This is a genomic window from Pseudomonas sp. Bc-h, assembly GCF_002080045.1.
Taxonomy (GTDB): Bacteria; Pseudomonadota; Gammaproteobacteria; order Pseudomonadales; family Pseudomonadaceae; genus Aquipseudomonas.
In genome coordinates this window covers 184,348-205,506 of record NZ_MUIN01000005.1, presented here as the reverse complement: position 1 = coordinate 205,506, position 21,159 = coordinate 184,348, and the positions used below count along the sequence as shown (strand labels likewise).

General features: G+C 59.2%; 16 protein-coding genes and 1 pseudogene. 8 read left to right on the top strand and 9 right to left on the bottom strand.

The genetic code is table 11. The features are described 5' to 3' along the window. Positions 1–2 precede the first annotated feature (2 nt). From algG to yaaA, 7 genes are all read right to left on the bottom strand, one after another. The gene (algG, locus tag BWR59_RS09750) at positions 3–1,646 is read right to left on the bottom strand and encodes a mannuronan 5-epimerase AlgG (RefSeq protein ID WP_081565433.1); all 1,644 of its coding nucleotides are present in this window, start codon (positions 1,644–1,646) and stop codon (positions 3–5) included. 27 nt (positions 1,647–1,673) lie between these two features. Beyond that, complete coding sequence (locus BWR59_RS09745) at positions 1,674–3,179, bottom strand: alginate export family protein (RefSeq protein WP_081565432.1); 1,506 nt, start codon at positions 3,177–3,179, stop codon at positions 1,674–1,676. Then, positions 3,176–4,588 carry an alginate biosynthesis TPR repeat lipoprotein AlgK gene (gene algK, locus BWR59_RS09740; RefSeq protein ID WP_081565431.1) on the bottom strand — a complete coding sequence of 471 codons (1,413 nt, stop codon included), beginning with the start codon at positions 4,586–4,588 and terminating at the stop codon, positions 3,176–3,178. The genes BWR59_RS09745 and algK overlap by 4 nt, the downstream gene beginning before the upstream one ends. Positions 4,589–4,590: 2 nt before the next feature. Then, positions 4,591–5,763, bottom strand: coding sequence for a PilZ domain-containing protein (locus tag BWR59_RS09735; protein WP_081565430.1), 1,173 nt, complete (start codon positions 5,761–5,763; stop codon positions 4,591–4,593). A gap of 52 nt (positions 5,764–5,815) precedes the next feature. Further along, positions 5,816–7,300 carry a mannuronan synthase gene (alg8, locus tag BWR59_RS09725; RefSeq protein ID WP_178111223.1) on the bottom strand — a complete coding sequence of 495 codons (1,485 nt, stop codon included), beginning with the start codon at positions 7,298–7,300 and terminating at the stop codon, positions 5,816–5,818. A gap of 128 nt (positions 7,301–7,428) precedes the next feature. Then, on the bottom strand, positions 7,429–8,745 hold the full coding sequence (locus tag BWR59_RS09720; protein ID WP_081565428.1) for a nucleotide sugar dehydrogenase: 1,317 nt from the start codon (positions 8,743–8,745) through the stop codon (positions 7,429–7,431). A gap of 920 nt (positions 8,746–9,665) precedes the next feature. Continuing rightward, positions 9,666–10,445, bottom strand: coding sequence for a peroxide stress protein YaaA (gene yaaA / locus BWR59_RS09715; RefSeq protein ID WP_081565427.1), 780 nt, complete (start codon positions 10,443–10,445; stop codon positions 9,666–9,668). 172 nt (positions 10,446–10,617) lie between these two features. Here yaaA and BWR59_RS09710 point away from each other — a divergent pair. The 5 genes and pseudogenes from BWR59_RS09710 to moaE all read left to right on the top strand — a co-directional run. After that, positions 10,618–11,718, top strand: a pseudogene (locus BWR59_RS09710) (polysaccharide deacetylase family protein); the annotation flags it as partial. 484 nt (positions 11,719–12,202) lie between these two features. After that, positions 12,203–13,597 carry a PhoH family protein gene (locus BWR59_RS09705; RefSeq protein WP_081565425.1) on the top strand — a complete coding sequence of 465 codons (1,395 nt, stop codon included), beginning with the start codon at positions 12,203–12,205 and terminating at the stop codon, positions 13,595–13,597. Positions 13,598–13,799: 202 nt separating this feature from the next. Continuing rightward, on the top strand, positions 13,800–14,285 hold the full coding sequence (moaC, locus tag BWR59_RS09700; RefSeq protein ID WP_081565424.1) for a cyclic pyranopterin monophosphate synthase MoaC: 486 nt from the start codon (positions 13,800–13,802) through the stop codon (positions 14,283–14,285). 2 nt (positions 14,286–14,287) lie between these two features. Then, the gene (locus BWR59_RS09695) at positions 14,288–14,533 is read left to right on the top strand and encodes a MoaD/ThiS family protein (protein ID WP_143490809.1); all 246 of its coding nucleotides are present in this window, start codon (positions 14,288–14,290) and stop codon (positions 14,531–14,533) included. A 2-nt stretch (positions 14,534–14,535) separates the two neighbouring features. After that, a complete protein-coding gene (gene moaE, locus BWR59_RS09690; RefSeq protein ID WP_081565422.1) occupies positions 14,536–14,988 on the top strand; it encodes a molybdopterin synthase catalytic subunit MoaE in 453 nt (150 codons plus the stop codon). Between the two features lie 66 nt (positions 14,989–15,054). Here the strand turns inward: moaE and rhlB are convergent, their stop codons facing one another. Both rhlB and BWR59_RS09680 read right to left on the bottom strand, forming a co-directional pair. After that, positions 15,055–16,518, bottom strand: coding sequence for an ATP-dependent RNA helicase RhlB (gene rhlB, locus BWR59_RS09685; RefSeq protein WP_081565421.1), 1,464 nt, complete (start codon positions 16,516–16,518; stop codon positions 15,055–15,057). Between the two features lie 107 nt (positions 16,519–16,625). After that, positions 16,626–17,282: an alpha/beta fold hydrolase gene (locus BWR59_RS09680; protein WP_081565420.1), complete on the bottom strand. Its 657-nt coding sequence runs from the start codon at positions 17,280–17,282 to the stop codon at positions 16,626–16,628. 487 nt (positions 17,283–17,769) lie between these two features. On the opposite strand from BWR59_RS09680, the gene BWR59_RS09675 reads away from it, so the two are divergent. The 3 genes from BWR59_RS09675 (at position 17,770) to BWR59_RS09665 (ending at position 21,156) form a co-directional block, all read left to right on the top strand. Further along, positions 17,770–18,801 (top strand): amino acid ABC transporter substrate-binding protein, encoded by a 1,032-nt coding sequence (locus BWR59_RS09675; RefSeq protein ID WP_081565419.1) that lies wholly within the window; start codon positions 17,770–17,772, stop codon positions 18,799–18,801. 65 nt (positions 18,802–18,866) lie between these two features. Further along, positions 18,867–20,048 (top strand): amino acid ABC transporter permease, encoded by a 1,182-nt coding sequence (locus tag BWR59_RS09670; protein WP_081565418.1) that lies wholly within the window; start codon positions 18,867–18,869, stop codon positions 20,046–20,048. Between the two features lie 10 nt (positions 20,049–20,058). Further along, positions 20,059–21,156, top strand: a complete 1,098-nt coding sequence (locus tag BWR59_RS09665; RefSeq protein WP_081565417.1) for an amino acid ABC transporter permease — start codon at positions 20,059–20,061, stop codon at positions 21,154–21,156. Positions 21,157–21,159: the final 3 nt, after the last annotated feature.

Below are 21,159 nucleotides of genomic sequence, written 5' to 3'. Positions count from 1 at the left end.
CCTCAGTCCCGGAGTTGTTTCTGGCTTTCGACCGGGTCGATCAACACGGCTTTCTGTTGGCGGACCAGCAGATCAAGGATTTCGTCCTGGCGGTCGCCCAGTACGCCGTTGAAGCTGATCCCGCTGCTCTTGGTCGGTGCCAGCATCGACACCTTGTACAGCTCGACACTGAGCGGCGAGTCAATGGACAGCGGGCCGGAACCGTTGGAGGTCAGCTCGCCGCCGACCATGATCAACGACACTTCGGCGTCGAACGGGTCGAGCTTGATGTCGCGGTCGGTGTCGGAGAGGTCCTTGATGTGGCCGTAGACGCCCATCAGGCCGTTGCCGATGGCCAGGTTCTCGTACAGCTTGATGTTGGTGCTGTTTCGGACCCGGATGCCGTGGCGTTTGTTGGCGAACACGCGGTTGCCCCACAGCAGGTTGTCGGCACTTTCATACAGCGTGATGCCGTCGGTGTGGTTGCGGTAGATCTGGTTGTAGGCCACCAGATTGTTCACGCTGTTGCGGTCAAGAACGATGCCGGAGAGGTGATTCTCGTAGCTCTTGTTGTTGATGATGAAGCTGTCGTTCACCTCACGGGAAATGATGATCCCGTGCTTCTTCTTGGTCCCGTAGACCGTGTTCTCGGCAATGATCAGGCCGTGGGAACGGTCGTGGGGGTCGATGCCGTAAACGATGTTGTCGCGGTAGGTGTTGCCCTTGACCACGAAGTCACGAGTCTCATAGCAGTAGTAGCCGTACCACATGTCCGAGAACTCGGAATTGACGATCCAGCCGGTCGGGTCCGGACGGTTCATCTGCGCCTTCATGTTCGGCGTGTACTGGGAAATACTCAGGCCGTACGACTTGCTGTTGTTGTAACCCAGGCTCGCCACCTTGGTGTTGAACATGTAGGTCTGGGTGCCGCCCCAGGACAGCAGGAACGGGCGAAATTCCTTCGGCGACTTGAAGGTCGACGGACCGTTGGCCTTCTCGCTCCAGCCGGTCACCTTGGTGTCTGCGACGAACAACTGGTTGTCGTTGACCAGAAACGCACCGGCCTCCTGCGACAGACGCAGTTCGCTGGTTTTCTTGTCGATTTCGAAGATGCCTTTCTTGCCAACCACGATCGGCAGACGCGCCAGGAAGACGCCCGGCGAGGTCTCGCTCAGGTACTGTTTAGGCACCTTTTTCGCCAGATCCTGCAACGTCATGTAGCCGTCGTCGATGAAGATCGCCTGCGGGATGCCGTGCTGACGCGCCACCCATTCGGACATCTTGTTATCGCCGCCGATGAATTCCTTCAGCGAGTCTTCCTGCATCATCCGGCGCACGGAAACCTTGCCCGCTTTGCTGCGCACGATCTTCTTCTGCATGGCCTGTTGGGTGTAACCCGACAGGTCCGGCAGCTTGGGCTTGTCCATCATCAACGGGCCGGTGGGCGGGCTGGTGATGGTGTAGGTCTGCGCCTGATGCAGACCCTTGACCACGTCGTCGCTCGGTGCCGGTTGCGCCGCCGGTTGTGCCGCGGCAGCGTGGGGCGCCGGAGCAGTGCTGGCAATGGCAGCAGTGCTCGCCAGCAATAGGGCGCTGCTGAGCACTGCGCTTTCCAGCAAGGCATGAGGCCATGCCCGGTGACGCATACTGCTTGCTTGACTGTTCATCTCATTGCACTCCTATCGCGGCTTGCATCAGAAGCGCCAGATGACGTCGACGATGGCGCGGTGCATGTAATCGTCCACACCGCTGTGATACGCATCGCCTGGCTTGAACACGCCTGCGCGCAGACGAATCAGCGCCGACGGCTCATCGAACGACTGGCTCACCGAAGCGGGCAGCAGGCCTTGCTTGAAGTACTTGGTGACCACCAGATCCATTTCCTGACCCAGATCCTTGCGGCCGTCTTCCAGTGGCAGCGCGTCGAAGGTGCTGGCTCCATCGGAGTCGACGTTCTCGCGAGCCGGATTAATGCCTGCGCCGCCGATACCGGAATGGCCGTCCACGCGACGGAACTTGTGGTAGATCAGCGAGGCGTCGTAGTCCTCTTGCATCTGCCAGGAGGCGAACAGCGAGCCGGATTCCACGTTGGCCATTTCGCCCTGGAACGCCTCACCGAAACGGTGAACGCGCGAGCGGGTACCGGTCCAGTTCGAACGGTTGCTTTCCAGGCCGTTCTGCTCGTAGTTCTTGCTGGCCCGGGAGTAGGCGCCGCCGACCTGCCATTGCGGATCGAGACGGAAACGCAGACCCAGGTCGGTCGCCCAACCGTTCACATTGCTGCTGTCTTTCTGGCCGGCCAGATACTGGTCGGTGGTCGCGTCGAAGTTGGTGCCGATTTGATCGCGGTTACCGGTCAGCCAGGTCAGGCTGCCCCAGTAGTTGACGGTGTTCAGGTTGCGATAGTTGTAAGCGTCGCTGTTGGCCTGAATGCCGAGCCAGGTCAGGTCGCCGCGAGACGTCTTGTCCAGGTCGTCGATCGCTTCGCCCTGGTGTTTCAGGCTGCCGTCGTCGTGGCTGTAGTGAGCGCGAACCCCAGCCCATTGGCCTGGCGTCCACTGGTATTCGACATCGCCGAACAGGTGCTGGCGATCCTTGTCCTGCGCCGACAGTTCGGTCAGGTCGGTGCGGTATTCGCTGAAGCGCTGGGCGGCGCCGACTTCGGCCTTGAGCAGCGTGGTGTCGAAGGTCCAGTTCAGCGCTTCGATGTTGGTGTCGTGCCACTGGCCGTCGTCGTTGCGCAGACGCTGGCGACCGAACTTCAGGATCTCGCCAGGATAGGGCGTGAAACCGCTGTAGCCGATCCAGAATTCACGCAGGGCCGCATAGCTGTCGTCCACTTCGCGGCTGCTGGATGTCTTGCGCGCGCGCTGGCTGGTCTGGCCGTTGGAGTCGGTGGTCTGTTCGTCCAGCGGGTCGGTCTGAATGGTGTCGGTGGCGGTGACCACCTGACCCATCGCATAACCGCTCCAGTTGCCCCATTGGCCATACATCCATGGGCGCAGATCAAGACCGATCCCGTTGACGTCGCCACCGCCACGGGTGCCCAGGTCACGGTCGTCTTCCATCTGGCCGGTGGCTTTCACTTCGATGCCGAAGTTCTTGTCTTCGGTCAAGGCAGCCAATGTCGGCGTAGCCCAGATCAGGGTAAAACCCAGACCGAGCCCGGCCGCCATCAGGGGATTCAACTTAAGCTTCATAGAGGTGCGTCCTCGCCGTCTTTTTCTTCTTGCAGTGCCTGCATGGCCAGCGCGTTCTGCGCGGTGGTGCCACGGACCTGCTGTTCGCGTTGGAGAAGGCTCTGCGCTTGCGCGCGCTTCTCAGGCGGCAATTGATCGTTGAGTTGCTGGGCAAGATCCGTCGCCTGCGGCGTGTTCTGAGCCTGCGCGAGCTGGCCGAACACCCAGGCGTTCACTGGATCGGGTTTGATGCCCTTGCCTTGCGAAAACAACTGCGCGAGGGCGAAGTCAGCGCTGTTCTGGCCACCGCGAGCGGAGGTCAGCAGTTCGTTGACGGCTTTCTGGGCATCGGGATGGCCGAGGTAACCACGGCGATACAGCTGGCCCAGGTAGTAGTGCGCGGAGATCTGCGTTGGAGCTGCCTTAAGCAGGTGCTCTTCGGCTTTCTTCGCGTCGGGCAATACCAGCTTGCCTTCGTAATAGAGCTTGCCCAGCAGCAGTTCGGCGCGCGGTTGGTCTGCGGCACGACCGTTGTCCAGGTACTCCATCATCTTGTTGACGTCACCCAATTCGGGATAGTCGTAAAGCAGCTGCGCCAGGCTGACCCAGGACGCTGGATAGCCGGGAGCGACCTTCTCCAGCAACTGCTGGGCGGTCTTCTCGTCCGGCTTGCCAAGGGTCGAGTCGGCCAGCACCCGTGCAACAGTGTCGACGCGCATGGCCGGGACGCTGCCCATGGCATAACCGCTTTGCATCTGTTCCAGCAGGGCGGCCTGTTTGTCGGCTTCGCCACGCTTCTGGTAGACCGTCGCCAGTTCCATATAGCAAACGTCGTTGGTGCGCAGCGCCTGTTTGCAGATGCTTTCGACCTCGCCCAGGTGCTGGTCGTAGGTGCCTTGAGTGCGATACAGCAGCACCTGTGCCAGACCCGCTTCCGGATAACCCGAGGCACGCCATTCGTTGATCTTCTGCTGCGCGTTCACGTTGGGGAACGTGTGCGGGTATTGCAGATAGAGCATCGCCAGCGGAATCAGAGTGCCGGCTTCGCCATTGGCAAAGGCTTTTTTCAACAGGCCTTCGGCTTCGCGCTGCTCGGCTTCGGTGGAGTTGGGCTTGACGGCCAGCAACTTGCCCAGACGCGATTGCGCCCGAGGCGAGGTTTCGGCTGCCGCGCGATAAGTCGCTTCGGCCTGCTTGATCAGTTCCGGGTCGCGAGTGCCGACCTGGATGTCCGCAAGACCTACCTGTGCATCGCTATAACCCAGGTCCGCCAGTTGCCGATAGTTTTGTTCCGCCAGCGCGGTATCGCCGCGTTTCAGGGCTTCATTGGCCAGGCGCTGATCGGGCAGGCCGGCGCAGCCGCCCAGGCCAATGGCAATCGCCAGGCTCAACAACGTAGGGGCTGACAAGCTTCGTAGTGGGCTAGCCATGTTTAGAGACCTGCGGCCGTGGCTTTGTCGATCAGCCAGTTCAGCGAAGGGCCCCGGTCGCTGACCACTTCAACCGGACGACCGGCCAGGCTGCTGTTGATCGATTCGTCAGGCTTGATCTGTACGCGAAGGTCGGAAGAAAGATCGGCAGGGCTCAGGGCAGTGGAGCTGACCACCTTGCCACTGTGGGTGCCGTCTTCGCCGGCGATCTGGAAGTTCACGCGGGCGCCCGGCTGGACGTCGGCGAACTGGCGATAAGTGAAGCGGGCGTCGACGTTGGCGGCGACGTTGCGCGGCACCAACTGAAAGATCACCTGACCCTTGGCGGCGTACTGACCGTCTGCAACCAGTTGCTTGCCGACCACGCAATCGCACGGGCTGGTCATGGTGCCGGCCAACTGACGACCGAACAGCTCTTCAACCTTGGCCGGTTGCATTTCGTCCGGGTCCAGGTTGCCTTTGAGCATTTCCAGCATGCTGGTGTTGAAGGTGGCCAGCGGTGCACCTTTGGCGACAACACCGTCGGCGCCGACGAGGCTGGTCACGGTGCCTTCGCGGGGCATGGTCACGTCCATGCTCGGTACGCTGACCAGGCCCGACGTCGAGTGGCTGACGAAGTACATGCCGTAGACGGATTTTGCGACGAAACCGAACGCCGCCAGGCCGACGATGAAGATACCGGCACTGAAGGTAACGGCACGCAGGCGACCGAACGCGCTCATGCCGCTGCCGCTGTCCTTGACCTTGCGCGCCTTGGTGAAGTTGTCGCGCTGCAGGGTGGCGAGCACTTCACCCATGCTGACGATGTCGCCGGACAGGTGCGAGGTGATCAGGTGACGCAGGGTCGCGATGTCCTGGGCTTCCAGGTGCTGGAACTGGCAGCCGACGCGGCCGGTGGCCGAATCCACGGCGCGAACCTGCAATTCGACGTCCATGGCCAGGCCCAGGTTGTCGATCAGAAACTGCATACGACCCTTGATGACCTGGCCTGCCGTCAGTTTCAGACCGCTAGGCGCGATGAAGCTCAGGCCGCCGGCGGAAAGATCTTCGACACGCACCAACGGGGCGTTCGGCTGGCCATTGAGCAGGCGCAGTTTGGCTGGGATCTTGACCCGGGCATGCTGGCGCTGGGCTTCGGATTCATGGACGACGTTCACATTCACGGCTGTATTCATGGCGGTAATTCCTGATTAATCGAGTTGATCCATTGATGCGGTCAGAGACCCGTCAGACCATTGTCAGCAGCACGGCAACGAAGATGCTGCCAGCCGAGAAAGTCATGGTTCGAGACGACCAGGTGTTGAACCAACCCTGGAAGCTGGCCATGTCGCGGCTCAGTTTGGTGTCCTGGCGTGTCCAGGACTGGCGGTCGAGGCGGAAGAAGACGTAGATCTTCATCAGCGCGCCGACGATCTGGTTGTAATAGAGAATCAAGGGATAGGCCGGGCCGATGGCGTGCCCCGAGCAAGACAGCAGCAGTGTCAGGATCAGGCGCGTGATGCCGATCCAGAGCAGGTAGGCCAACAGAACACCCATGCCGAACTTGAAAGCGGCCAGCACTGCGACCGTCAGGCCCAGAATCGAGGTCCACATCGACACACGCTGGTCGAACAGCACGATGCTGGTGAACACGCCGAGGCGACGAACGCCCAAGCCGAGCGCACGAGAGTTCTGACGCAGGTTGTTGCCGTACCAGCGATACATCAGCTTGCGACTGGCCTTGAGAAAGCTCTTCTCCGGCGGGTGCTCTACCGTGTTGATGGCGGCGTCCGGCACGTAGAAAGTGTCGTAACCCAGGCGCATCAGGCTGAACCAGCTGGACTTGTCGTCGCCGGTCAAAAACTTGAAGCGGCCCAGGCGCCAGTGCTGCAGCGAGTCGCTTTCGACGTCGGCGATGAAGTCCGGGTCGGTGACAACCGTGGCACGGAACACCGACATACGACCGGTCATGGTCAATACGCGCTTGGACAGGGCCATGGAGCACATGTTGATGTGGCGCTGGGCGAATCGCAGCTTGTGCCATTCGCTCATGATGTAGCCGCCGCGCACTTCGCAGAATTCGTTGGTGGTCAGGCCGCCGACGTTGCCGAACAGCTGGAACCAGGGAACGGTTTTCTGCACCACGCCTTCAGCCAGAACAGTGTCGCCGTCGATCACGGCCACGACTGCACGGTCATCCGGCATGTGGCGGGAGATCGCGCGGAAACCAAAGGCCAGGCCGTCACGCTTGCCGGTACCTGCGATGCGCACGAAGTCCAGTTTCACGTGTGCCGGTGGGTTGTGTTTGGCCCACAGCGCCTTGACCAGCAACTCATCCGACATCTCGACCAGCGAGCAGACGACGGTGGTCGGGAAGCCGCAGGCGATCGCTTCGCGAATCACCGAGCTGTACACCTGTGCGGTGGTCAGCGCGTCGATACGAAAGCTGGTGACCATCAGAAACACGTGGGATGGATCGGCCGCCTTGCCGAGCTTGCGCACTTTGCGGCGCAGGTGCGGATAGACGATGTAGAGAAAAATCATGCCGCGCACGAAGTGCGTTGCGCCCATCGAATAACGCCAGATGCCGACGATACCGACCAGGAAAATAAAGTCTTTCGACTGCGAGTCGAAAAGCGTCACAGGCAACGCCATGGCAATGGCGGCCAGCAAACTTAAATAAAACAGCCAACCTGCGGCCTGGAGCAAGCCGTGTTTTAGCCTGAGCATAATCTGGGTCCCTAAGTCAGTTGCGACTTCAAGCCACAAGCTTCAAGCCGCAGGCTGCCAGCGCGGAAGCGCTCGAAGCCTGGGGCATGAAGGTTGGAACTTGCAGCTTGTGGCTTGCAGCTAACCGCTGCTTACCAGCAGATACCTTCGGTCTGACCGTTTTCGGTGGTGGTGCCGGTCATGAAGCCAACGAGGTCGATAACCTTCTTGCCAGCCGGGGCGTTGTTGGCCAGAGCGCGGAAGCGCTCGTCGCGGTTACCCAGGATGATCACGTCGGAGTTGTCGATCACAGCGTCGAAGTCCGAGTTGAGCAGGGACGAAACGTGCGGGATCTTCGACTCGATGTAGTCTTTGTTCGCACCGTGGACACGGGCGTATTCGACGTTGCTGTCGAAGATGCTCAGGTCGAAACCTTTACCGATCAGCATCTCTGCCAGCTCGACCAGCGGGCTTTCGCGAAGGTCGTCGGTGCCGGCCTTGAAGCTCAGACCCAGCAGGGCGACTTTGCGAGTGTCGGTGGCGGCGACGATGTCGAACGCGTTCTGCACTTGCGACACGTTGCTGCGCATCAGGGAGTTGAGCAGAGGTGCTTCGACGTCCAGGGTGCTTGCGCGGTAGGTCAGGGCACGAACGTCCTTCGGCAGGCACGAGCCACCGAAAGCGAAGCCTGGGCGCATGTAGTACTGCGACAGGTTCAGGGCCTTGTCCTGGCAGACCACTTCCATCACTTCACGACCGTCGACGCCGACCGCCTTGGCGATGTTGCCGATTTCGTTGGCGAAGGTGACCTTGGTCGCGTGCCAGACGTTGCAGGTGTACTTGATCATTTCGGCAACGGCGATGTCCTTGCGGATGATCGGTGCGTCGAGCTCTTCGTACAGCGATTGCAGAACGTCACCGGACGCCTTGTCGAATTCGCCGATCACGGTCATCGGAGGATGATCGTAGTCTGCGATCGCGGTGCTTTCGCGCAGGAACTCAGGGTTCACTGCAACGCCGAAGTCGACACCGGCTTTCTTGCCCGAGCAGTCTTCCAGAATCGGGATGACCACGTTGGCGACGGTACCCGGCAGAACGGTGCTGCGCACGACGATGGTGTGGCGAGAGGTCTTGTCACGCAGCACGAAACCGATCTCGCGGCAGACGGACTCGATGAAGTCCAGTTCCAGATCGCCGTTTTTCTTGCTTGGCGTGCCGACGCAGATCATCGACAGATCGGTTGCGCGGATGGCTTCGGAAAAGTCCGTCGTGCCGCGCAGTTTGCCGGTCTTGATACCGGTCTCGAGAAGTTCGCCCAGACCCGGTTCCACGATCGGGGACTTGCCCTTGTTGATCAGGTCGATCTTGGCGCTGGAGATATCCACACCGACAACATCATGACCACGCGCCGAGAGGCAACCAGCACATACTGCACCGACATAGCCCAAACCAAAGATGCTGATATGCATCGTAATCTCCTCGATTTTTCACGCCATTAGTTGGCTGGATATAAGAACTGTCTTACAACTTTCGCGCACTCGTCCGCACGGCAAGTTAATGTCGTGACACAAGCACAGGCAGAATTTAAGTGTGGGCGCCCTCATTCCGTAGGTGGGCCCTGGTTTCACTATTTATATGCGTCGGGTAACCGATATATGCGTATAAGGGTTCCCGATCTGGGATATGGCATAACACTCCAACAGATGATTGCGAGTCGCTGCCGCGCCTCTGGCTCAAGGCTTTTAGCCATGATTCAGTAATGTCTTGCTCGTCAGTGGCTGCAGGCACCCGATTGGTGCTTGCTCGATTTACTTCAACTAGTTTGGTGCGTTCTCTCCTTGTACGTACCACATGGACGATGAAGTCCAACTACGTTGATAAGCAACTTCCAGATTCGTCTCACCGCGTTGTAAGAGATGTCTCACAAGGTGGACGAGAATTGTTACGGGATGTAGGAGCGTGGGCATTCGCCATAAGTTCCTGGCCGCTCGTCCTCTTTTTGAGATTTTTTGAAATATCTTGGATTTGACTAATGGTTGCACTCTGATAGCACTTTCCGTTTCACCCTTATTAATAAAGGGCTTGAAGGCAGGGCATGTAACTATGCCATTAGTGCAAAAATGCAAAGTGCCAGCACTCAAAAATGTTGTTAAATTTTTGAGAAAAAATGGAGGAACTTGCAGGTCGTCTTTTTATTGGCGCCAAATAGTCGGCTTATCCGCCGTTCGTCTGTCGAATTGCAGGAGCTGGAACTTTGCAGCGCATCCGATCGGGTGTTTTTTTAAACACTCCGCTGAATGTCTCGTGATGGTTCACTCCCCAAAGCAGCGCACCGTTCAAATTTTGCTCACAAAAAAGGGCCTCTCAAGGCCCCATTTTCATCGCTGCTTCAGACTGCGGACTCTGCCCTCAAGAAAACCAGCTTCTCCGGTTTCGATAGCTCATTGTCAAAACGATAGCCCTGCACATCGAACTGCTTCAGATGTTCCGGGTTGTCGATGCGTTCGGAGATCACGAACCGGCTCATCATCCCCCGCGCCTTTTTGGCGTAAAAGCTGATGATTTTGTACTGGCCGTTCTTCTGGTCGCGGAACTCGGTATCGATGACTCGGGCCTTGAGGGCAGAGCGCTTGACTGCCGAAAAGTACTCGTTCGATGCGAGGTTGAGCAGCACGTCGTCGCCTTGTTCAGCCAGCGCCTCGTTCAGCCACTCGCTGATCCGTTCGCCCCAGAACGCGTAGAGGTCCTTGCCGCGAGCGTTGGCCAGTTTGGTCCCCATTTCCAGGCGATAGGGCTGCATGAGGTCCAGCGGACGCAACAGACCGTAGAGACCGGAAAGCATGCGCAGGTGCTGTTGTGCATAGTCGAGGTCGGTTTCGCTCAGGGTTTCTGCGGCAAGACCGGTGTAGACGTCGCCCTTGAAAGCCAGCAATGCCTGCTTGGCGTTTTTCGCAGTGAACGCTGGGGTCCAGCTGCCGAAACGTGCGGCGTTGAGCCCGGCCAGTTTGTCCGAGAGGTGCATCAGCTCGCTGATTTGCGCTGGCGTCAGTTCGCGCAGCTGAAGGATCAACTCCTGCGAATGGTCCAGGTATTGCGGCTGGGTAAAGCGCTCGGTGGTCGGCGGGGTCTCGAAATCGAGGGTCTTCGCTGGGGATATCACCATCAGCATGCAGTCGTCTCCTTTAATCGTGGGGCGATTCTAGGGGTTGTGACGCAATGACTCCAGCTATGGTGATGATAGGTAGAGGCCGGAGCCCTACAGGCGGCGTGCGCAAATCCGCTATAGTGCCTCGCCGGTTTCGGCCTCTTTGTTCAAGGATTGGGAGCACGTCGTTTTGCGCATGCCGTTATTGATCGGTGCCTGTCTGCTGGCGTTCAACGCTCAGGCGGCGACCGGAGAGATCGCGACGATGGATCGCAGTGTCTGGCCCGAGGTTCTGGAAACCCCGCAACTGTTCGATGTGGCGTCCCGTGCGCAAATCATGAGCTTTGCCCATCAATTGCTGGAGAGTGAAAATCTCAGCGATGTGCAGCTCGCCGAACGCTTGGGGCTGCGTCAGATAAACGTGCAAACGGTCAATGTGATCCGCACACGTTTGTGGACGAGACTGTTCGAGAACTGGAAAGCCGCCGAGAAGTCCTGTGACGCCGACGCGTCATTTTGCGTGCTGGTCGACGACGTCCCCATGCTGCGTCAGCGTGCGGGGGAGTACAAGGTTGCCGACGATTCTTTCTACGCCCGCTGGGCTGCCCCTGCCGATGCGTTCAGTCAACGCTATTTGAACGAGCTGCTGCGCATGGCGGCGTTGTTCCCGCAGACCAGCAGTGAGGTCGAGCGTTACAACTCGGACGAGCTGAGCGGCGAAGAGATGCCGGATCGCACTTTCCTGCTCAATTTCGAGAGTGGTCCTACGGTCGCTGACGGCGCAACCGACTGGCTTGCCGACTTCATGCGACAGCAGAAGATCAACGCGACCTTCTTTGTCCTCGGCAAGAACCTGCAGGGCCGGCTGGACGCAAGCTCCCCGCAAGCGCTGCAGACGCTCTATCGCCAGCAGTGTGTCGGCTTGCAGGGCTGGGAATACCGCTCGCATGCGCACTGGAATGACTGGCAGGACTCGGTCGAGCGCAGCGCCGCGCTGGTGCAGCAGACTCTGCCCGACAACTTCGTTCCACTGTTCCGCCCCCCTTATGGCCATCGCCGTGCTGACAGCGCGCAGTTTTTCCGCGATCAGCAGTTGCAGGTGTCGCTGTGGAATATCGATTCTCAGGACGCCACCGGACGCATCACTGCCGAGCAGGCTGCGCACCGGGTGCTGACCCTCATGTTGCTATGGCGACGGGGCAACATCGTCTTCCATGACAGCACCGACAAGGCGCAGCAGGCGATTCCCTGGCTGATGGCCAACACCGCGCAGAGCGGTGTGATCTGGGAAGACTGTCATATTTATCCGCAGCAGCTATCGGACGAAGCCGATCAAATGCAGCCGGATGATGAAGACTCCGACGAGCCAACGGATGAGCAATCAGAGGAGCAACCACAGGATTCGCAGCAACAACCTGCCAATCAGGCTGAAGAGCCCGGAAATCAAGGGGAGTAGGAGAATAGTCAGGTAGGAACGGTCGGAATTTTTCGAGGATTTCTCGCCGACCGGACTTCCGACTGTAAACGCGTGGAAGGCATCCGCCAAGGGCTATTCGTCACGCTGTGAAATAAACTTCAAATTACGTTCAAAACGCTTTTTTATGTCATCGGTTTTGCGGTATTACGACAACAGACCGCCGAACCCTGCAACACAGGTGGCGTCACCCAGACCCCACTTTGCGCAATTCCCCCCTGCCATAAGGAGGGAGCCTCGGCGGCCTTTTCGTAGCGCGACATCGCTTGTGTGTTGCGTTGCCTGGCTTCTACAAAGGTGAGCGAGTATGGATGACCACGGACGCACCCCTTCCTCTAACCAGCCAATCCTCTATGTGCTCGATACCAACGTATTGATTCACGATCCAAACGCTCTGCTTAATTTCGAAGAACACCACGTCGCACTCCCCATGACAGTCCTCGAAGAACTGGACAAGCTCAAGGCGGGCAAGCACTCGGTCGCCGCTGAATGCCGTCAGGCCATCCGGTTGATCGACAAGACACTGGGCGAAGCGACCCCGGAGGAGGTCGAACGAGGCGTACCGATAGATCGCGGTACAGGCGTTTTCAAGGGTTACCTGTCCATCCTGATGAGCAAGCGCGAAGAGCCCAACAGCCTTCTGCCCGAGCACCTGAACGACAACATCATCATCAACCAGCTGATTGACCTGCATGCGCGTAAAAAGGACATGCGCATCGTGCTGGTCACCAAAGACATCAACATGCGCCTCAAGGCGCGTGCCTGCGGGATCGCGGCCGAGGATTACAGCACCGACCAGTTGGTCGACGATGTGTCGATGCTTTCCCGCGGTTATCACACCATGACCGGTTCCTTCTGGGACCGCGTGAGCAAGGTCGACACCCGTCAGGAACTGGGTCGCACCTGGCACAAAGTGCAGATGACCGAGCAGATCCCGGCGGTTCACATCAACGAGTTCATCATCGACGAACAGGGTTTTGTCGGCTGGATCAAAGGCGTCAAACCGGACGAGCTGCTGTTGCTGGACATGCACCAGGAGCCGCTGCTGCATCAGGAGGCGTGGGGCCTCAAGCCTCGCGACATCTATCAGGGGCTGGCGCTGTTTGCGCTGCTCGATCCCGATATTCATCTGGTCAACCTGTCGGGTGCCGCCGGCTCCGGCAAGACCATCCTGGCGCTGGCGGCTGCTATCGAGCAGACCATGGTCAGCAAACGTTATCGCCGCATCATCGCAACCCGTAGCGTTCAGGGGCTCGACCAGGAGATCGGCTTCCTGCCCGGTACCGAGGCCGAGAAGATGGAGCCTTGGCTGGGTGCCATCACCGACAACCTGGAAGCGCTGCACATGGATGATGAAAACACTCATGGCAGTGTCGACTACATCCTGAGCAAGGTGCCCCTGCAGTTCAAATCCCTCAACTACATCCGAGGCCGCAGTTTCCAGCAAAGCCTGATCCTGATTGACGAATGCCAGAACCTCACGCCGCACCAGATGAAAACCATCATCACCCGTGCCGGTGCCGGTTCCAAGGTGGTCTGCCTGGGTAACCTGGCGCAGATCGACACCCCATACCTGTCGGCCACCAGTTCCGGGCTGACTTACCTGACGGAGCGTTTCAAGGATTTCCCCAACGGCGTGCACATCACCCTGCAAGGGGTGCCACGCTCGATCCTGGCCGAGTATGCGGAGAGTCATTTGTAAGGTCCCCGGTTGAAACTGTGGGAGCCGGCTCGGCTCCCACGTCCTTTTCGCACCACACCTCCCCTGTAGCAGTCCGGCTTGCCGGCGGTGACGTCATTCAGGTCGCTGCCGCCGGCAAGCCGGACTGCTACAGATTCAAAAGCGGATCGCAGCGTCATCCGCACACGCGCTACAATCGCGGCTCCTGTCCAGGAGTCATCCCGTGCTTACTCATCTCGATTCCCAAGGTCGCGCCAACATGGTCGACGTCACCGAAAAGGCCGTGACGTCCCGTGAAGCCGTGGCCGAAGCGCGCGTGCGCATGCTGCCCGAAACCCTGCAAATGATCGTCGCTGGTGGCCACCCGAAAGGGGATGTTTTCGCCGTGGCGCGCATCGCCGGCATTCAGGCGGCGAAGAAAACCAGTGATCTGATCCCGCTCTGTCACCCGCTGATGCTGACCAGCGTCAAGGTCGAGCTCAACGCCGAAGGCACCAATACCGTACATATCGTCGCCCGCTGCAAATTGTCAGGCCAGACCGGTGTAGAAATGGAAGCGCTGACTGCGGCCAGCGTCGCGGCTTTGACGATCTACGACATGTGCAAAGCCGTCGACCGTGGCATGGTCATCGAACATGTTCGCTTGCTGGAAAAGCTGGGCGGCAAGAGCGGGCACTTCGTGGCCGATGACAAGGTGCAGGCACCATGAGTATTCACGTTCAGGTTCAATTCTTTGCCCGCTTCCGCGAAACCCTGGGTACCGAAAGCGAGCGCCTCGAAGGTTCTTTCGCCACTGTCGAGGCCGTGCGTCAGCATTTGCTGCAGCGCGGCGGTGTGTGGGATGTGCTGGCGGAGCAGAGCATTATGTGCGCCCGTAATCAGGAACTCTGCTCGTTGAACGAGCCGGTCGAGCAGGGCGATGAAGTGGCGTTCTTTCCGACCGTAACCGGAGGTTGAGCATGGGCGTTCGTGTGCAGGCCACGGCGTTCGATCCGGGTGCCGAAGTCAATGCGATGCACGATGCCAATGTCGGCGTCGGCGCGGTGGTGAGCTTTGTCGGTTACGTTCGGGATTTCAATGACGGCCGTGAAGTGGCGGGGATGTTTCTGGAGCACTACCCCGGCATGACCGAAAAGGCGCTGGGCAAGATCGCCGACGAGGCTCAGCAACGCTGGCCGCTGCTCAAGATCGAGGTGCTGCATCGCATCGGTGCGCTGGAGCCGGGAGAGCCCATCGTCTTCGTCGGCGTCGCCAGCGCTCACCGACAGGCCGCGTTCGAGGCCTGCGATTTCGTCATGGACTACCTGAAAACCCGCGCGCCGTTCTGGAAGAAGGAAAACACTTCAGAAGGTCCGCGCTGGGTCGAAGGACGGGACAGCGATCACGCGGCTGCGGATCGCTGGAAGAAGTAGGGACATCCCCACGACCTGTAGCAGCCCGGCCGTGCCGCTACAGGGGGCATTTACGCGCTGATCGTGTTACTCCGCCGCAGGTTCAACCCTTGGCTTGCGCACCACCGCTCTCAACAATTCGGTCGGCGGCATTTCGCAGCTGATCTTGCGACCCAGCTTTTCTTCGATGGATGGCAGCTGATACGAATCGTCTTCACCCGCGAAGCTGATCGACACGCCATCCGCACCCGCGCGACCGGTACGGCCGATGCGGTGTACGTAATCGTCCGGGACTTCCGGGAGAGTGAAGTTGATGACGTGGCTGATGCCGTCGATGTGAATCCCGCGTCCGGCGACGTCGGTGGCAACCAGTACGCGGATCTTGCCTTCGCGAAAACCTTCCAGGGTCTTGATGCGTTTGTGCTGCGGAACGTCACCGGACAATTGCGCAGCGTTGACGCCATCGCGCACCAGGCGTTCTTCGATGCGGCGCACCTCGTCCTTGCGGTTGGCGAAGACCATGACCCGCGACCAGCCGTTGTCGTTGATCAGATTGAAAAGCAGCTTGTACTTGTCCGCCGCAGCGACCGCATAAATGTGCTGCTCGACGTTGTCACTGGCAACGTTTTCCGACTCGATCTCGACGATCGCAGGGTCGGTGGTCCACTGCTTGGCAAGGTTCATCACGTCGTCGGTGAAGGTTGCCGAGAACAGCAGCGTCTGACGCTCGCCCTTGTGCGGAGTCTGGCGAATGATCGAGCGCACCTGCGGGATGAAACCCATGTCCAGCATGCGGTCGGCTTCGTCCAGCACCATCACTTCGACCATGTCCAGATGCACTTCACCGCGCTGGTTGAAGTCCAGCAAGCGGCCGGGTGTCGCGACCAGAATGTCGCAGTGGCGGGCTTCCAGCTGCTTGAGCTGTTTGTCGAAGTCCATGCCACCCACGAAAGTCATGACGTTGAGATCGGTGTACTTGGTCAGCGCCGCTGCGTCCTTGGCGATCTGCACCACCAGTTCGCGGGTTGGCGCGATGATCAGTGCGCGAGGCTCGCCCATGTAGCGTTCTTTCGGCGGCGGGGTCTGGGTCAGTTGGGTGATGATTGAGATCAGGAACGCGGCGGTCTTGCCGGTACCGGTCTGCGCGCGACCGATCGCATCCTTGCCCTTGAGGGTGAAGCCCAGAACGCCCGCCTGGATAGGGGTGCAGTACGGGAAGCCCAGATCCTGGATGGCATGCATCAGTTCTGGAGCGAGCGGGAAGTCGTGAAAGCGGGTCTTGCCTTCCACGGGTTCTACCACGAAATCTTCCAGTTTCCACGGTGCGACGACTGGCTTGGGTGCGCGTTCGCGACGTGGGCGCTCAGCCTTTGGGCGCGAAGCAGCCGGTGCGCTGGAGGCCTGTGGCTCGGCAGTTTGGGCTACTGGCGTAGCGGTTTCCCGGTATGAGCCTTCGGTCGGGCTTTTGGAAGCGGGGAGGGGAGCAGCGGGTGCGAGCTGCTCAGCCTCGCTTTTACCGAACATTTTTTTAAGTGCTTTGAGCACGGTCATCTCGTCGATTGATTAAGGAATGTACGCCCGGCAGTGTAAAGCAAGAACCCGGCCGGGCGTAGTGCCATACCAAATCCGCAAGACAAAAGAAAGGAACAAATAGTGCCTTAACGCAGCCGATCCGCGAGCCAGACCCCTACGTCGGCAATCTCCTGCGGTAACACTTCATGGCCCATTGGGTATTCCTGCCATGTCGCGGTGACGCCGTGAGACTTCAGCTGCTCGTAAGCGGTGCGGCCCATGGCGTTCTGGACCACTTCGTCATAAATGCCGTGCAGACAATACGCCGGAATGCGCTGTTGGCTGGCCGAAAGAACCATGTCGTCACTGAACGTCGGTGCATAGGTAGACAGCGCGAGAACGCCGCCCAGCGGGCCTTCCCAACGCAGGAATGCGGTATGCAGCACCACTGCGCCGCCTTGAGAGAAACCGGCGAGGAAGATCCGCGCCGGATCGATGCCGCCGTCTCTTTGTTGCTCGATCAGGGTGAGAATCCGCTGGGCCGAACCTTCCAGCTGGTCGCTGTCGATGGCACGGGCCGGGCTCATCGCCTTGATGTCGTACCAACTGGGCATCTCGTAACCGCCGTTGACGGTAACGGCGCGGGTCGGAGCCTGTGGCAGCACGAAGCGGGTGCTCAGCAGCGTTTGCTGCAAGGCTTCGGCAACCGGCAAGAAGTCGTAGCGGTCGGCACCCAGGCCGTGCAGCCAGATGACGCAGGCATCGGCAGTCTTTTCCGGCTCGATGATCAGAGGTTCGCTCATGCGTGCTCCATTTGTGTGCGATGGCTCTAGCGCGACGCATCAAGGCGGTGCGGGACGCTATGCAGATATGAAAGAAGATGTCGCAAGGTTACAAGTTTTGATCTTGACCTGTCGCTAATTCGAGTTTGCCACCATGGTGGTACGCGCTTTGCTACGAATCCCTCGGAGTGAAGGCGCTGACGTCGGCGGTAACACTAATGGGCTATTAATCATGCAGCCTGAGGTTACGCTGACGCAGCAGGGAATCCCCTGATCAGGATTCCGGCACGATTCGCTTTGGACCTCGTGGTTCAAGGACATCAGAGGGCTTCAGTCCATTTGACCAAATCGGGTCCGCATACAGGCCACGCCAACTGCCTGGCACCGGTGGCGGATTCGGGTCTTACGTCGCATGACCCAAAAACAAGCCAGCACGGGTCATTAATGCCTCACAAGGGTGCGACGGGGCTAAAGCTCCTACACAACAAAGAGCAAACTGGAGGTTTGAATGAAGATGTTGAAATCCACCCTGGCTGTAGTGGCCGCCGCAGCAGCACTCGGTATCACCGGTTTCGCTCAAGCGGGCGCAAAACTGGATGCCATTCAAAAGAAAGGCTTCATCCAGTGCGGCGTGAGCGACGGTCTGCCAGGTTTCTCGGTACCTGACAAAAGCGGCACCATCCAAGGTATCGACGCTGACTTCTGCCGCGCAGTCGCGGCTGCTGTTTTTGGCGACGCCAAGAAGGTCAAGTTCAGTCAGCTGAACGCCAAAGAGCGTTTCACCGCGCTGCAGTCCGGCGAAATCGACATCCTGTCGCGTAACACCACCTGGACCAGCTCCCGCGATGCGAGCATGGGTCTGGAATTCCCGGGCTTCGTGACTTACTACGACGGCGTTGGCTTCCTGGCCAACAGCAAGCTGGGCGTGAAAAGTGCCAAGGAACTGGACGGTGCGACCATCTGTATTCAAGCCGGTACCACTACCGAGCTGAACGTCTCCGACTACTTCCGCGCCAACAACCTCAAATACACCCCGATCACCTTCGACACCTCTGACGAAAGCGCCAAGTCGCTGGAATCCGGTCGTTGCGACGTGCTGACCTCCGACAAATCGCAGCTGTACGCACAGCGCTCCAAGCTGGCCTCGCCGAAGGACTACGTCGTTCTGCCTGAAACCATCTCCAAAGAGCCTCTGGCACCTGTTGTTGCCCGTGGTGACGACGAGTGGACTTCCATCGTTCGCTGGGTTGGCTATGCGCTGCTGAACACCGAAGAAGCTGGTATCACTTCGAAAAACGTCGAAGCCGAAGCCAAGTCCACCAAGAACCCGGATGTCGCTCGTCTGCTGGGTGCTGACGGTGACTACGGCCCGCAGCTGAAACTGAAGAAGGACTGGGTCGTTCAGATCGTTGCTCAAGTAGGTAACTACGGCGAAATCTTCGAGAAGAACCTGGGTAAATCCACTCCTCTGGAAATCGACCGTGGTCAGAACGCTCTGTGGACCAACGGCGGCATTCAATACGCACCACCAGTGCGTTGATTGACCTGTGCCCGGCTGCGTGATCCGCAGCCGGGTACTTCGTTGCATTTCATCCGGGGCACTCCATGCAAAATCAAATCAGCGCACCAAAGCAGAGGCTATCCCTCAGCGATCCCAAAGTGCGTGCGTGGCTATTTCAGATAATCACGGTTATCGCCGTAGTCGCGATGGGTTGGTATCTGTTCGATAACACCCAGACCAACCTGCAACACCGGGGCATCACCTCAGGTTTCGGTTTCCTTGAAAACAGTGCCGGATTCGGCATCGCACAGCATCTGATTCCTTTCACGGAGTCGGATACCTACGCGCGGGTTTTCCTCATCGGTTTGCTCAACACGCTGCTGGTGACGTTCATCGGCGTGATTCTCGCAACCCTGCTGGGCTTCATCGTCGGTGTGGCGCGGCTGTCCAACAACTGGATGATCAACAAACTGGCGACGGTTTACGTCGAGGTTTTCCGTAACATCCCGCCACTGCTGCAGATCCTGTTCTGGTATTTCGCGGTATTTCTGACCCTGCCCGGTCCACGCGCGGCGCATGGCTTCCTCGGTTCGTTCTTCGTGAGCAGCCGTGGCCTGAACATGCCGGCGGCGATCACCAACGACGCAACCTTGCCGTTCGTGATCAGCATCGTGCTGGCTATCGTCGCCATCGTTGTCATGGCCAAATGGGCGAACAAACGCTTCGAGGCCACGGGCGTACCGTTTCACAAGTTCTGGGCGGGCCTGGCTCTGCTCATCGTGATCCCGGCGCTGTGTGCGCTGATCTTCGGTGCGCCGGTTCACTGGGAAATGCCGGTACTCAAGGGCTTCAACTTCGTCGGCGGCTGGGTGCTGATCCCTGAACTGTTGGCGCTGACCCTTGCCCTGACCGTATACACCGCGGCGTTCATCGCCGAGATCGTGCGTTCGGGCATCAAGTCGGTCAGCCACGGCCAGACCGAAGCAGCGCGTTCGCTGGGCCTGCGGCCGGGGCCGACCCTGCGCAAAGTCATCATCCCGCAGGCGCTGCGGGTGATCATTCCGCCGTTGACCAGCCAATACCTGAACCTTGCGAAGAACTCTTCGCTCGCCGCCGGTATCGGTTACCCGGAAATGGTCTCGCTGTTCGCCGGTACCGTTCTGAACCAGACCGGTCAGGCCATCGAAGTCATTGCCATCACCATGAGCGTCTACCTGGCGATCAGCATCAGCATTTCCCTGCTGATGAACTGGTACAACAAGCGCATTGCGCTGATCGAGCGGTGAGGAAACGCGCATGACATCCCATACTTTCAAACCTGACATGCCGCCGCCGAGCAAAGTTTTCGGCCCGGTGGCATGGATGCGCCAGAACCTGTTCTCGAACTGGATCAACACCCTGTTGACCCTGTTCTCGATCTACCTGATCTGGCTGATCGTTCCGCCGCTGCTGAGCTGGGCCATCTTCGACGCCAACTGGGTCGGCACCACGCGCGCCGACTGCACCAAGGCGGGCGCCTGCTGGGTGTTCATCGAACAGCGCTTCGGCCAGTTCATGTACGGCTACTACCCGCAAGAGCTGCGTTGGAGGGTCGATCTGACTGTCTGGCTGGCGATCATCGGCGCTGCGCCGCTGTTCATCAAAGCCATGCCACGCAAGGCGGTTTACGGCCTGAGCTTCCTGGTGATCTACCCGATCGCCGCGTACTTCCTGCTGCACGGTGGCATCTTCGGCATGACCGAAGTGGCTACCAGCCAGTGGGGCGGCCTGATGTTGACGCTGGTCATCGCCACCGTCGGTATCGCCGGTGCATTGCCGTTGGGCGTGGTTCTGGCGCTCGGACGTCGTTCCGATATGCCGGCGATTCGTGTGATCTGCGTGACCTTCATCGAGTTCTGGCGCGGCGTTCCGCTGATCACCGTGCTGTTCATGTCCTCTGTGATGCTGCCGCTGTTCCTGCCCGAAGGCATGAACTTCGACAAGCTGCTGCGCGCCCTGATCGGCGTGATCATGTTCCAGTCGGCCTACGTGGCTGAAGTGGTGCGTGGCGGCATGCAGGCCATTCCAAAAGGTCAGTACGAAGCGGCTGCCGCGATGGGCCTGGGTTACTGGCGCCGGATGGGCCTGGTGATTCTGCCTCAGGCGCTGAAGCTGGTGATTCCGGGCTTGGTGAATACCGTGATCGCGTTGTTCAAGGACACCAGCCTTGTGATCATCATCGGCCTGTTCGACCTGCTCAACAGCGTCAAGCAAGCTGCCGCCGACCCGAACTGGCTCGGCATGGCGACCGAGGGTTACGTGTTCGCGGCCCTGGTGTTCTGGATCTTCTGTTTCGGTATGTCCCGCTACTCCATGCATTTGGAGCGTAAGTTGGACACAGGCCACAAGCGTTAGGAG

Coding starts and splice junctions, on each gene's coding strand:
- algG (WP_081565433.1), bottom strand. CDS start 1,646: ATGAACAGTCAAGCAAGCAGTATGCGTCACCGGGCATGGCCTCATGCC.
- BWR59_RS09665 (WP_081565417.1), top strand. CDS start 20,059: ATGACATCCCATACTTTCAAACCTGACATGCCGCCGCCGAGCAAAGTT.
- BWR59_RS09720 (WP_081565428.1), bottom strand. CDS start 8,745: ATGCATATCAGCATCTTTGGTTTGGGCTATGTCGGTGCAGTATGTGCT.
- moaE (WP_081565422.1), top strand. CDS start 14,536: ATGGGCGTTCGTGTGCAGGCCACGGCGTTCGATCCGGGTGCCGAAGTC.
- BWR59_RS09735 (WP_081565430.1), bottom strand. CDS start 5,763: ATGAATACAGCCGTGAATGTGAACGTCGTCCATGAATCCGAAGCCCAG.
- algK (WP_081565431.1), bottom strand. CDS start 4,588: ATGGCTAGCCCACTACGAAGCTTGTCAGCCCCTACGTTGTTGAGCCTG.
- BWR59_RS09675 (WP_081565419.1), top strand. CDS start 17,770: ATGAAGATGTTGAAATCCACCCTGGCTGTAGTGGCCGCCGCAGCAGCA.
- BWR59_RS09670 (WP_081565418.1), top strand. CDS start 18,867: ATGCAAAATCAAATCAGCGCACCAAAGCAGAGGCTATCCCTCAGCGAT.
- BWR59_RS09745 (WP_081565432.1), bottom strand. CDS start 3,179: ATGAAGCTTAAGTTGAATCCCCTGATGGCGGCCGGGCTCGGTCTGGGT.
- BWR59_RS09705 (WP_081565425.1), top strand. CDS start 12,203: ATGGATGACCACGGACGCACCCCTTCCTCTAACCAGCCAATCCTCTAT.
- yaaA (WP_081565427.1), bottom strand. CDS start 10,445: ATGCTGATGGTGATATCCCCAGCGAAGACCCTCGATTTCGAGACCCCG.
- BWR59_RS09680 (WP_081565420.1), bottom strand. CDS start 17,282: ATGAGCGAACCTCTGATCATCGAGCCGGAAAAGACTGCCGATGCCTGC.
- rhlB (WP_081565421.1), bottom strand. CDS start 16,518: ATGACCGTGCTCAAAGCACTTAAAAAAATGTTCGGTAAAAGCGAGGCT.